The organism is Oxalicibacterium sp., assembly GCF_057353965.1.
On sequence record NZ_JBMQZD010000004.1, the window covers coordinates 557379 to 570188 of the forward strand.

Below are 12810 nucleotides of genomic sequence, written 5' to 3' on the forward strand. Positions count from 1 at the left end.
GGAGCAAGACTCCGGCTTCAAAGGCTAGGAGCGTGCCGCCTGCGTTTGCGGTTTGCGGATCATGAAGATGATCGCCGCCGCGAACAGGCAGGCACCGCCCGCTGCATACAGCGCCGGCGTATACGTCAGCAGCCAGGTACGGCTCAATCCTGCGCCATAGGCGGCGAAGGCCGAACCGAGCTGGTGGAAGGCGAAAATCCAGCCAAACACCATGCCGGCGCGTTCCTTGCCGAAAGTCGCGCCGGTCAGACGTACTGTCGGCGGTACGGTGGCGATCCAGTCCAGTCCGTAGAACATCGCAAACAGCGACAGACCGTACAGCGTGAATTCCGAATGCGGCAGCCACAGCAGCGACAGGCCGCGCAGCCCGTAATACCAGAACAGCAGCTTGCGGTTGTCGTAGCGATCCGACAGCCAGCCGGACAGGATGGTGCCGACGAAATCGAAGGCGCCCATCATCGCCAGCACGCTGGCGGCCGGCACGGCGGACAGACCGTAATCGCCGCACAATGAAATGAAGTGCGTCTGGATCAGGCCGCTGGTGCTCAGGCCGCAAATGAAAAAGGTGCCGGCCAGAACCCAGAAAGTGCGGTTGCGTGACGCTTCCGCCAGCATGCGCAACGGTTCCCAGATCGTCATGCGCATGGTCGTTGCCGGTGCTGTCGGCGCCAGATTCGGATCGCTGCCGTATGGCGTCAGCTTCACTTCATGCGGATGGCTGCGGATGAAAAGAAACGCCAATACGCAGACGATGGCGCAACTGACGAAGACCGGAAACACGGCGGTGCGCCAGCCGAAATGCTCGATCAGCCATGCGGCGAAGGGCAGGAAGATCAACTGACCGGTAGCCGAACTGGCAGTCAGCAAACCGATGACGAGGCCGCGCCGCTTGTCGAACCAGCGATTGGCAACCACTGCACCCAATACCAGCGCCGTCATGCCCGAGCCGACGCCGAGCACCAATCCCCATAATGCAAAAAGGTGCCACAGCTGCGTCATCTGCGTGGAGAGAATCAGGCAGGCAGCGATCAGCATCAGCGCGATGCAGATCACGCGGCGCAGGCCGAAGCGCTCCATGAGAATCGCTGCGAACGGGCCGATCAGGCCGAACAGGATGAAACGGATCGCCAGTGCCGATGAAATCTGGTCGGTATTCCAGCCGAACTCGCGGCTTAGCGGCTGCAGCAGCGCACCTGGCAAGCCGAGAGCGGCGGAAGACGTCAGCATCGTAAGGAAGGTGATGGCGACGATCAGCCACGAATAATGCAGGCCGCGGCGCTGCAGCCATGAAGAAAAAGAATGGGCAAGCATGCAGATTCTCGGGAAAAAATGAAGAGCGGATCAGCGATCGGAAAGCAAATGGTCGCGTGCAGCGGCCAGCAGTTCGTCGGCCATCGGATCGCCGCGCGTCGCCCGCGCCAGCACGGCAGCGCCGACCATCGTGCACCATTGTGTCAAGGCAGTTGCGCGCCGCTGATCGGCGTCGCCGGATGCCAGCGTCGCCAGGATTTCGACCAGCTCGGCGGTGCCGGTTCGGTAGGCGGCATGCACCGGCTTGTCGTCCGGTTCGCGAGCGACGTCGACCGCCAGCGCCGCACCGGGGCAGCCGTTGCCGGCATCGCGCAAAGTCTTCTGCGACAAATAATGTTCGACGATGGTGCGGAGTGCGGCTTTTTCGTCCGGCGCATCCGCAATGCGTTTTTCCCAGCGTTCGGCAGACTGGCCGAATGCATTGGCGCAGGCAACCGCGGCAAGTTCGTCCTTGGACGAAAAGTGTCCGTAAAAGCCGCCATGGGTGAGGCCGGCGGCAGACATCAGATCGGCAACGCTGACGCCGCCGAATCCCTTTTCCTTGAAGAGCCTGGTGGAGGCGGATTCAATCGCTTGCCGGTTCAACCCGGCCTGTTCCCTGGAGACACGTGGCATGACGATTCATCCTTTCCATTCTGCATGAAACGGAATAATAGATGACAATCGTCATAAATAAAATAGATGTCATGCGTAATCAATAAAAATACAACGATTTTCCGGAATGAGGGGCGTATTACGTATGCAGTTTGCCGTGTGTCGATCGCTTGAACAGCGCAAATGTCGATCAACGTTTCCTTGCTAGCGTCAGGCCGTCGGCCAGCGGCAGCAGTGACAGATCGACGCGTTCGTCGCGGTGCAGTTTTTCGTTGAGCGACTGCAGGCTGCGCGTATCGGCGTCGCCGTGTTCCGCCGGATGCGCGACCTTGCCGTCCCACAATACATTGTCGATCGTGATCAGCCCGCCAGGATGCAGCAGTTGCAGGCTGTGTTCATAGTAAGCGTCGTAGCTGGCCTTGTCGGCGTCGATGAAGACGAAATCGAAGGTGCCGGCCTGTCCTTCGGCAATGAGCGCGTCCAGCGTTTGCAGTGCGGGAGCGAGGCGCAGATCGATCTTGTGGTCGACACCGGCGCGCTGCCAGTATTCCTGCGCCAAGCTGGTAGTGCCGGCATCGACGTCGCAGGTGATCAACTGGCCGTCGTCCGGCAGCGCCAATGCCACAGCCAGCGCGCTGTAGCCGGTGAAAGTGCCGATCTCGAGTGCACGCCGCGCGCCTAATAGGCGGATCAGCAATGCCATGAACTGGCCCTGTTCGGGCGCGATCTGCATGTTGCTGCGCGGATGCGTCTGCGTGGCGGCACGCAGTTCGGCCAGCTCCGGATGCTCGCGCAGCGAGACGTCGAGCAGGTAGCGGTACAGCGTATCGTCGAGATTCAGGGTACGGTTGGACATCGCAAGCTCCATGACGAGGGTGAAGACAACTTTCGGCGCTGTGCCCGGTCGAAATGCCGACAGGCAAGCGGCACACAAACGATACGCAAGCGGCACAGTAAGGCGTGTTTCGTTATGACATCGGCGAACGAAAGGTGGTTCGGCATGCGGGCAACGAGCAGGAAAATCACGGCAGGCAGCGGCATCAAGGCGGCCAAAGCGAAGGCCAAAAGGAATTTGCCGGTGGCGGAAATCCGCCGCTATCTGGAACCCGGCCCGATCGTGCTGGTGACGTCGCGCTGGAAGGGCGAGGACAACGTGATGACGATGGGTTGGCACACGGTGATGGAATTCACACCGTCGCTGGTCGGCTGCATCATCGCCGGCGGCAATCACAGCCACGCGCTGATCCGCAAGAGCGGGCAATGCGTGATCAATATCCCGACGGCGGACATGCTGGATACCGTCGTCGGCATCGGCAACTGCTCGGGTGCGGACACGGACAAGTTTGCACGCTTTTCACTGGCGACTGCCGCGGCAGCGCGCGTCGATGTGCCGCTGCTGACGCAATGCTTCGCCAATCTCGAATGCCATCTGTACGACAAGCGGCTGGTTGGCCGCTACGATTTCTTCATCTTCGAAGTGGTCAAGGCGCACGTCGCGCGTTCACCGAAATATCCGCAGACCGTGCACTACACCGGCGACGGCATCTTCACGCTGTCGGGAAAACAGGTGAGCCGCCGCGCGAAGTTCAGGCCAGAAATGCTGTGAAGGTGCAGCGGGTGTAGCGGCAACTGGCAACCGTCGGCCATGGTGCCTGCTCTGAACTTGCGCATCTCTAGCGGTCTAGCCGGTGAATGCGGTCGGTTGCCGGCGGAGAAACTGGCGAATTGATCTGCAGATAGCCTTCCAATGCATCGATGTCCGGCATGCCGCCGGCCACGCGTTCTCCGCGCGTGAATACGCTGAAATTGTCGCCGCCGGCCGCCAGATAGCTGTTCATCGTGACGCGGTAGTGCGCATCGTTACGGATCGGCTGGCCGTGCAGGCGCATGTCGCGGATGCGTTTTCCCGGTGGTTGCAGCAGATCGTAGGCATAGCTGAATCCCTGCGACGGAAACAGCACACACGGCCGTACTGCGTTGCTGCCGGAGTGGAACTGCTGTTCCAGTATCGCGCGCAGCTGCGCACCGGTGAAGCGGCGCACGACGAGGTTGTTGCCGAACGGCTGCGCCTTGAACAATTGCGCGAAATTCACGGTGCCACCCTCCGGCGGCACTTCAATGTCGGCACGCACGCCGCCGGGATTCATCAACGCGAGTTGCGCGCCGCCGTTCTGTGGTGCCTGTGTCGCGGCCAGTTGCGCATCGGCGATCATGTTGCCCAGCGGGCTTTCGCCGGAGGCGACCGGCCGGCGCGACAGCGAAGCCGTCAGTGTGCCGACCGTGCGCTGTGCCAGCGGCGCTGCCGCTTCCCCATAGCGTGCGACGACGGCGGCGACGGCCGGGTCCTTGTCGAAACGCGGATAGGCGGCAACCGGCGCGATTGTGCGGCCGTTGCCGTCGACATAGCCTTCGCTCTGCACGATCACGTTGCGTGCCGATTTGCCGGCGACTTTATGCGTGCGCGGATCGATGGCGAGTTCGATATCGGTGAGCAGCATCCCGTAGCGGCCGGCGCTGGTCAGCAACAGGGCGCGGCTCGCATGTGGCGGGCGATAGTCGCAGATATAGGCGTAATGGGTATGGCCGGAAACGACAACGTCGACGGCGGGATCGAGCCGGTCGAGAATCGGCACGATCCCGCCGGACAGATTGCTGCAGCCATTGATGCCGCCTTCGGCCGTGCCGCCCTGATGGATCAGCACGACGATCGCATCGGCGCCTTGCGCCTTCAATTGCGGCACCAGCGCATTGACGGTCGCAGCTTCGTCGGCGAAGCGGATATTCCGCACGCCGCCGGGGGCGACGAGCTTGCCTGTGCCTTTCAACGTCAGGCCGATGAAGCCGACCTTGACGCCGCGTGCGCCGTCGCCGAAGGTCTTGATGCCGGTGGCGGGGAACAGCGTGCCGCCGTCCTTGCGTTGCGTGTTGGCAGCGAGAAAGCCGAAATTGGCGCCAGCGAAATGGCCATCCAGTGCGCACGGCAGACGCGGCGTGTAGCGTTCGCAGCCACCGTGCTGCATGCGTAGCAGTTCGTCGCTACCCTTGTCGAATTCATGATTGCCGACGGCATTGAAATCGATGCCGATCGCGTTGACGGCATCGATCGTTGCTTCGTCGAGAAACAGTGCGGACAGCAGCGGCGATGCGCCTATCATGTCGCCGGCAGAGACGACGGCATGGTTCGGGTTTTCCTGCTTCAGGCGGCGGATTGCATCGGCCATGTAGGCGATGCCGCCGGCCGGCACGAGGACGGTCTTGCGGTCTGCATCCGGTACGGCGATGGCGAGATGCGGCGGTTCCAGATTGCCGTGCAGGTCGTTGAAGGCGAGGATGCGAACCCTGACCGACGCTTCGTCGGCGCTGCCTGCGGATGGCATCGGTGTCGCCGCTTGTGCAGGCGACAACACGGGTGCGGATTCAGAGGCGGATTCGGTCTTGTGCGCCGGCTGCAACTGGCTGCAGCCGGCTAGCAACGCGACACCGGCCAGCAGGGTGGTGCCACGAAGTCGATCGGAAAAACGGGGAAAAAACGGGAGCGGGAAAGGCATTTGCATCGTTCAGCTGTTCAGGCAAAAGATGCAGTGTAGAGGATGACGATGAAAGAATGGTGACGTCCCGCCGAAAACGGTGGGCAATGCGGAGGCGCAGACAGGGCGGCTCAGAGTCCCAGCCAGCTGCGATCCTCGGGATCGGCATCAATGCGGCGCTGTATCGTTTCGAGGATCAGCGGTTCGGCTTCTTCCCAGCGCAGCATGACGTCGGGATCGTCGGATTCGCAGATCAGCGTATCGAACAGCTGATGCTCGACGGCATACAGATTCGACAGTGCAGTATTGACGATCTTCGCGTAGAAGCGCCGGCTGTCGCTGTCCATTTCGGAGAACATTTTCCTGTCGCTCATGGCAAGACTCGCTCGGTGGTTGCCCTGATTCATTATAGGAGCCGGATCGCACATCCGTAAGGACAAGTTGCATCGGAAGCGCAATCCGATGCGCAATTTCCACATTCCGGATGCGTGGCGATGACGGAATGCTCATTCGCTTACTTTTTCATTACTTATTTTGGTAATTATTCGCGAAATTATTTGCACAATTATGCGATTGCTCATCAGTCATCATCGGCCATCGCCGGCAAGCATCATTAGCAGTCGTCATTGATGATCATCGTTATTGCTTATCGTCGGCGGCACAACCATCGATATCCCACCAACCCGGCAGCAGCGCCTGCACATCGGCACGGCCGAAACGGTCGTCGATCAGGTGCAACACGCCGCGATCCTGCTGCGTACGGATCACGCGCCCGGCGGCTTGCACGACCTTTTGCAGACCCGGATACAGATAGGCATAGTCATAGCCGCTGCCGAACAGCGCATCCATGCGTTGCCGCATCTGTTCGTTGACCGGATTCAATTGCGGCAGGCCAAGCGTGGCGACGAATGCGCCGATCAGACGGTCGCCGGGCAGATCGATGCCTTCGCCGAACGCGCCGCCGAGCACCGCGAAGCCGATGCCTTGCCCGCCGGGCACGAAACGTTCGAGGAATTGCGTGCGCTCCGCTTCCTGCATGCGGCGGGCCTGCTGCCACGACGGAATGGCTGCATGCTGCGAGGTGAATGCGGCCGCAACCTGTTCCAGGTAATCGTAGCTGCTGAAGAAGGCCAGATAGTTGCCAGGCCGCTGCCGGTACTGGCGCGCCAGCAGATCGGCAACGGCATCTAGCGAACGGTGGCGGTCGCGATAGCGGGTCGAGATATGGCGCGCGACGTGCACGGCGAGCTGATCGGCGTCGAACGGCGAGGCGACGTCCATCCATACGGTGTCGTCCGGCAGGCCCAGCATGTCGATCTGGAAATGCGGCGGACTCAGCGTCGCAGAAAATAGTGTCGCGCAATGAGCGGCGGCGAAGCGTGCCTTCAGGAAAGGCGCCGGCACGACGTTGCGCAGGCATAGCGTAGTGCGTCTTGCTCTGTAGTCGTGGCTGCTTTCCGCCTGGCGCGTCGCATCGAACAGTGAATGATCGCCGAAGACTTCAGCCAGGCGCATGAAGTGCAGGGCATCGAAGTGGAAGCGCTGCAGGTCTTCCGGCAAGCCGTCCGGCTGCTCGGTCATGGCATCGGCGATGTCGGCGCCGGCTTTCAGCAGTGCGAACTGGAATTTGTCCGGCACCGCGGCATGCAACAGATAGTCTTCTTTCTGCTCCTGGGTCAGCTCGTTCCATTGCCGCTGTACGCGGTCCAGCGATTTCTTCAACACCGGCGGCGCGGACTTGCGCGCGAAGTGCAGCGTAGTCTGGTCGAGTTCGGCCGTGTACATGCCGCGCGCGCGGTCAATCAGATTGTGCGCTTCATCCACCAGCAATGCGACGCGCCACTGGTTCTCCACCGTCAGACCGTACAGCATTGCGCTGGCGTCGAAGTAGTAGTTGTAATCGCCGATCACGACGTCGCACCAGTGCGCCAGCTCCTGCGCCAGGTAATACGGACAGATTTCGTGCGCCAGTGCGATGGCACGTAGCGATGCGCGATCCAGTGTGCTCGCCGCGACGGCTTGCTCGCGCGCGGCGGCGATGCGGTCGTAGAAGCCTTGCGCCAGCGGACAGGATTCGCCGTGGCAGGCCTTGTCTGGATGTTCGCAGGCCTTGTCGCGCGCGGTCAGTTCCAGTACGCGCAACGGCAATGTCGATTGGGCGCGACGCAGCAATGCGATGGCTTCCAGCGCCAGTGCGCGGCCCGGCGTCTTGGCGGCGAGGAAGAAAATCCTGTCGAGCGATTGCCCGGGCGCAGCCTTCAGCAGCGGGAAGAGGGTGGCGATGGTCTTGCCGATACCGGTCGGCGCCTGCGCCAGCACGCAACGGCCCGAGACGGCGCTACGATAGACCGCTTCTGCCAGTTCGCGTTGTCCGCTGCGGAAGCTTTCGTGCGGGAATGCCAGTTCCGTCAGTGCCATATCGCGTGCGGCGCGGTGCTGCAGTTCTGCATCGGCCCATGCGATGAATCGTTCGCATTGCTGTTCGAAGTGTTCCCGGAGCGCTTCGGCGGTCCAGGATTCGACCAGCACCGTTTCCTTCTGGCTGACGATGTCGAAATAGACGAGGGCGACGTCGATGCTGGCCAGTCCGCGCGATGTGCACAGCAACCAGCCGTAGATCTTGGCCTGTGCCCAGTGCAGATGGCGGTGATTGTCCGGCACGGACTCCAGCCTGCCGCGAAAAGTCTTGATCTCTTCTACGCGATTGCGTTTTGCATCGTAGCCGTCGGCACGGCCGCGCACCTGCAGGTGGCGAAAGCTGCCGTTCAGTGCGACTTCGGTTTCGTATTGCGCGCCGCGGCGGCTGGTGACGGTAGCATGGCCGACGATGCCTTCCTGTGCCGTCGGCGACGGCGTGAAACGCAGGTCAAGATCACCTTGCCTGGCGGTGAACGCGCACAGCGCGCGCACGGCGACTGTGTAAGCGGTGCCGTTCACGCTGTTTCCGCCCATTGCACGTGGCAGACTTCGACCGGCATGCCGCGCGCGAGGCAGTAGTCGATCCAGCGAATCTGGTTGTCTTGCAGCCGGTCGCCCGGTCCCTTGACCTCGATCATCCGGTAGCGTTTTTCCATCGGCATGAACTGGATCAGATCCGGAAAGCCGGAACGGTTGGCGCGGATGTCGTCCAGCATGCGCACAAAGCAATGCTTCAGATGCATAGGCGGCAGGCAGTCCAGCGCCAACTGCAGCAGCGGTTCGTCGATCGTCTCCCAGTAGACAAAGGGCGACACGATGCCTTGCTTGGCGCGGTAGGTGGCGAGCATCGTTTCGCGGTAAGCGTCGCTGTCGAGCTGCGACAGGCAATCGGCGAACAGCGTACTGCGCCGCGACAGAAAATCCGGGCTGTGCAGATCGGCCGGCCCCGCATGGAAAGGATGGAAGAAGGCGCCGGGAATCGCGGCGAATACCGCCGGCCAGCACAACAGGCCGAATAGCGAATTGAGCAGCGCATTCTCGACATAAAAGACCGGCGCGTCGTCACGCGACAGGTGGCGCACGGCGGCAATTTCGACGCAGGTGCCATCTTCCGGAAGCGGCAATACGAGGTCAAGCCGCGCGACGTCGGCACGTTTCGCCGCCGCCAGTTTCGGATGGCCGAGCCGGCGTCGCAGGCGCGGCAGCATGCGGGCCAGCGCCTGCCGTTCGGCTTCGTTTTCCGGCGCCTGCTGCGCTGATTCGGCCAGTGCATGAGCATCGTCGAAGGCTTGCAGTTTTTCCAGCACGCGGATCAGGCGCTGGCGCGCTTCAGGATGGCGGCAGCGGCGGTACAGCTCGCGTGCGGCTTGCCATTCGCTGCAGCGTTCGTATTGCTGCGCGATTGCGAACAGTAGTCGGTTGCGGCGAGTCTCCAGCCATGGATTCGCATGCGGCTGCAGGGGAATGTCCGGCAGGATGTCGTCGAGGTAATCGCCGGCATCGAAGCGTTCGCGGCAGCGATGCAGATGCAGGTAATCGTCGATGTCGTGACGATTCTGGAAACCGCGCGACGATGGCGAAAACTCCACCTGCTCGTAACGATAAATGCCCAGATCCGCCAGCACGAATTCCGACCAGTCCTGCCGCAGATTGCCGAAGAACATCAGCCGCAGCCGTTCGCACAGCGGCGCAATCGTCACGCGGTAGATGCGTTCCTGCCAGCCGGTCAGCCGGTGCGAGACGATCCGTTCGCGATGCTGCTCCAGCAATGCCGCCTTGCTTGCCTGTAGCTGGGATGACGACAGATCGAGCACGGCGGCAAGTTCGGATTTTTTCAGCAACGAAAACAGCTGATCGGCATCGAGCGCCGGATCGCGCTGCAGCCAGCCTTCGGCGATCAAGGCCTCGGCGGCGGCAACGGGGCAGCCGATTTCTGCATAGCGCAGCTTGCCGGAACGAAAACAGTCTCCCTTGCGCATGACCATGCGAACCAGCAGCGCGCGGGAGGTTTTCGGTAATTGTGGGAAACGGGCGATGAATCCGCGTTCAGCATCGTCCAGCAGATCGTCGTAGCGCGCGGCGATCCAGTCGAGCACGCGCTCGAAGTTCTGCAGGTAGTAGAACGGATCGGGCAGCTGGCCGGGTAAGGAATCAGCTTGGGAATCGACCTGGAGATCAGTAAACGAATCGGGTAGGGCGGCGGACATGGGTAAACGGCGAAGCGGCAAATTACTGGTTATTTGTACAGTATAACGTGCTGTACCAGTTTGCCTACCGCACAGCCCCGAAATGCAATCGGTCGAAGAAACGAAGGAAGAAACAAAAAGAGCGGCACAAGGCCGCTCGCGAAATCGCAGGGCAGCGATCAGTACGCGCCCATGTAATCCTTCTTGCCGATTTCCACGCCGTTGTGGCGCAGGATGTCGTAGGCGGTCGTCACGTGGAAGAAGAACTGCGGCAGTGCGTAGTGCAGCAGATAGTGCTGACAGTTGAACGTGCGTTCGTGCGGCGTGCCGGCGCGTACGACGAATTCACGCGCTTCCTGGCCGTCGATCTTGTCCGAGGTGGCGGTATCGATGAAGGCGATCGCGTCGGCGATCAGCTTCTGCAGGTCGGCAAAGTTCTGCTGATCGTCGGCTACTTTCGGGATATCGGCATTCGACAGCCGGGCGGCGGCGCTACGCGCAAAGTCGCAGGCGATCTGCACCTGGCGCAGCAGCGGAAACATGTCCGGATAGAGACGCGCCTGCAGTAGTGCGTTCGGATCGATCTTCTTGTCGGTCGCGTGGGCTTCGGCCTTTTTCAGGATATCGGACAGGCTGTGAAGCATCTGCTTGTAGACGGGGATGGAAGCGGCGTAGAGAGAAATGGCCATGGTTTTTCCTTGGATCGTGACAGCGTTGAAGGGCAAAGCTGCAGCGATTATAGGAAGGAACGCCAAAGGCTGCCGGCGATACTTCACTGCAGTTTTGCGTTACTTCGGGCGCGTAGGAACGTATGCCTGCTGTTGCGCGACGAAACCGTCGAAAGCATCCAGCAGCGGCGCGAATTTTTCCGCATCGCCTTCCAGTTCGGCCAGCGCCAGGCAGGTCGCTTCATAGGTGGACAACTGATCCGGCCGGCGCGCCTTGCGGATCGCATAATGCGACGGCGGCGGATTATCGAGAGTGAATCGCGGCAGTTGCTGCAACAGCGGATTGGCATGCAACATGCGGCCGCTCTTGCGCCAGGTGCCGTCGAGCACCACCAGCCGGATGCGTGCGCTTGCCGGCGGCGGTTCACCGATTGACGCAGCAATGGATGCGGCGTTTTTCCGGTCGGCGGTGTCGGGATAGAGCAGTACGGGACGAATCACGGTGGCGTTTTTCTGCAGACCTTCGATATTGCTGCCGCTTTTCTTTTCATTCTCGTCGAACGGTTCGTACAACAAGGCATGCAACTGGCGTTCGTCGAACGTTTCGCCGACGACGAGCCTGCTGCGCGCAAGGCTCAGATGCAGCAGTCGTGCGCTGCCCTTGGCATTGCCGACCTCCAGCGGATGCTGCAGGAACAACACTTCCGTTGCATGATCGAGCGGACGAATCCAGCGACAGATGCAGGCGGATTGCGGACGCAGGCAGTGCGCACAGGCAAGGCGTTTGAGAGAAATCGGATGATGCATTTTTTATGAAGCAAAGCGGCAAAATTAATGCATTGAAAACGCCCGTTCCCTTTCTATACTGTAAGCATGAAGGCAAACGAGGAGTCGGTCATGAGACACAGACTTTACTATTTCCTTCCGGATACGGACAGCGCGCGACGCGCTTTCGACGATCTTCTTCTGCATCGCATTGAACAGCGGCACGTCCGCTTTCTTTCCGGCGGCGCGCCGTTGCCCCACGATCTTCCCGAAGCCGGTTTTCTGTTGAAGACCGATGCCTTGCATGGTGCTGCAACCGGCATGGCAGTCGGCGGCATATTGGGTATCCTGCTCGGCGTGATGCTGGTTGCCTACGCCGGACTGGGCGAGGCGACCGTGCTGCTGACGGCGCTGATGGGACTGTTGTTCGGCGCATGGGCTTCGAGCATGGCTGCTGCGGCTTTGCCGAACTCGCGATTGAAGGCCTTCGTGCCGGAGCTGCAGAAGGGAAGAATCCTGATGATTGCCGATGTGCCGTCGCGGCGCGTCGGCGAGATCGAACACATGCTTGCCGAGCGCCATCCGGAAACGCGATTCGGCGGCGAGGAATCGCACATTCCCGTCTTCCCCTGACAAGGAGGAAAGGGAATGGCGAAGGCAGTATGAAAACTGCCGGACGGCGCCTGCGGACATGGCCGTGCGCCATGCGCCGTACTTGGTGATCGCTTTTTGACGGAGGTTGACATGGAACTCATGCATTCGCATCGCTGGGATCGTCCGTTGCCGGACTGGCGGGCAGCAATAGTATCCGGTTTCGTCGCAGGTGCCGTGGTGATGGTGCTGGAACTGCTGTGGTCGACGCTGGTGAACGACGGCAATCCCTGGCAGACGGTCCACATGGTGGCGGCTATCGTCATGGGACAGGATGTGCTGCAACCGACTGATTTCAGCCTGCCTGTGGTGGTCGTTGCCCTGGTCACGCATTACGTGCTCGGCATCGTGTTCGGCCTGGTTCTGGCGGGTATCGTCGCACCGTATCATTTCGATGCCAGGATGAGTACGGTGTTGATGACCGGCGCAGTGTTCGGCGTCGTGCTCTATCTGTTCAATTTCTACGTCATGGCACATGTTTTCGATTGGTTCGTCGCCATGCGTGGTGTGGAAACCTGTGCGGCCCATGTGATTTTCGGTATGGTCGCGGCAGCTTCCTACCTGAAACTGGAAAAGCTGGAGTACTGATGCCGACGGCAGGACGGTGCAATGCCGTCCTGCTCTTTCTGTTTTTGATCTTCCGTTTTCGCGTGAATTGTCATGCGATGTCACCTTTTGTCACATTGATGT

Annotated in this window: 12 protein-coding genes; 3 read left to right on the forward strand and 9 right to left on the reverse strand. The window is 60.9% G+C overall.

The window, feature by feature from the left end; genetic code table 11:
• Positions 1-24: 24 nt before the first annotated feature.
• The 3 genes from ACO1VH_RS09090 to ACO1VH_RS09100 form a co-directional block, all read right to left on the reverse strand.
• A complete protein-coding gene (locus tag ACO1VH_RS09090; RefSeq protein WP_486244178.1) occupies positions 25-1311 on the reverse strand; it encodes an MFS transporter in 1287 nt (428 codons plus the stop codon).
• Between the two features lie 30 nt (positions 1312-1341).
• On the reverse strand, positions 1342-1926 hold the full coding sequence (locus tag ACO1VH_RS09095) for a TetR/AcrR family transcriptional regulator (RefSeq protein ID WP_486244179.1): 585 nt from the start codon (positions 1924-1926) through the stop codon (positions 1342-1344).
• Between the two features lie 169 nt (positions 1927-2095).
• Positions 2096-2761 carry a class I SAM-dependent methyltransferase gene (locus ACO1VH_RS09100; protein WP_486244180.1) on the reverse strand — a complete coding sequence of 222 codons (666 nt, stop codon included), beginning with the start codon at positions 2759-2761 and terminating at the stop codon, positions 2096-2098.
• A gap of 144 nt (positions 2762-2905) precedes the next feature.
• Here ACO1VH_RS09100 and ACO1VH_RS09105 point away from each other — a divergent pair, with 144 nt between their 5' ends.
• A complete protein-coding gene (locus ACO1VH_RS09105; protein ID WP_486244181.1) occupies positions 2906-3511 on the forward strand; it encodes a flavin reductase family protein in 606 nt (201 codons plus the stop codon).
• 67 nt (positions 3512-3578) lie between these two features.
• Here the strand turns inward: ACO1VH_RS09105 and ACO1VH_RS09110 are convergent, their stop codons facing one another.
• The 6 genes from ACO1VH_RS09110 to ACO1VH_RS09135 form a co-directional block, all read right to left on the reverse strand.
• Complete coding sequence (locus tag ACO1VH_RS09110; RefSeq protein ID WP_486244182.1) at positions 3579-5453, reverse strand: bifunctional metallophosphatase/5'-nucleotidase; 1875 nt, start codon at positions 5451-5453, stop codon at positions 3579-3581.
• A gap of 110 nt (positions 5454-5563) precedes the next feature.
• On the reverse strand, positions 5564-5806 hold the full coding sequence (locus ACO1VH_RS09115) for a hypothetical protein (RefSeq protein ID WP_188420981.1): 243 nt from the start codon (positions 5804-5806) through the stop codon (positions 5564-5566).
• Positions 5807-6071: 265 nt separating this feature from the next.
• Complete coding sequence (locus ACO1VH_RS09120) at positions 6072-8384, reverse strand: helicase C-terminal domain-containing protein (RefSeq protein ID WP_486244183.1); 2313 nt, start codon at positions 8382-8384, stop codon at positions 6072-6074.
• Positions 8366-10057 (reverse strand): VRR-NUC domain-containing protein, encoded by a 1692-nt coding sequence (locus ACO1VH_RS09125; protein WP_486244184.1) that lies wholly within the window; start codon positions 10055-10057, stop codon positions 8366-8368. Before ACO1VH_RS09125 ends, ACO1VH_RS09120 begins: the two co-directional genes overlap by 19 nt.
• Positions 10058-10215: 158 nt before the next feature.
• On the reverse strand, positions 10216-10725 hold the full coding sequence (locus tag ACO1VH_RS09130; protein WP_486244185.1) for a DUF1993 domain-containing protein: 510 nt from the start codon (positions 10723-10725) through the stop codon (positions 10216-10218).
• Between the two features lie 99 nt (positions 10726-10824).
• The gene (locus ACO1VH_RS09135) at positions 10825-11511 is read right to left on the reverse strand and encodes a tRNA-uridine aminocarboxypropyltransferase (protein WP_486244186.1); all 687 of its coding nucleotides are present in this window, start codon (positions 11509-11511) and stop codon (positions 10825-10827) included.
• A gap of 90 nt (positions 11512-11601) precedes the next feature.
• Between ACO1VH_RS09135 and ACO1VH_RS09140 the strand changes: the two genes are divergently transcribed.
• A complete protein-coding gene (locus ACO1VH_RS09140) occupies positions 11602-12102 on the forward strand; it encodes a DUF1269 domain-containing protein (RefSeq protein ID WP_486244187.1) in 501 nt (166 codons plus the stop codon).
• 111 nt (positions 12103-12213) lie between these two features.
• A complete protein-coding gene (locus ACO1VH_RS09145; protein ID WP_486244188.1) occupies positions 12214-12708 on the forward strand; it encodes a hypothetical protein in 495 nt (164 codons plus the stop codon).
• Positions 12709-12810: the final 102 nt, after the last annotated feature.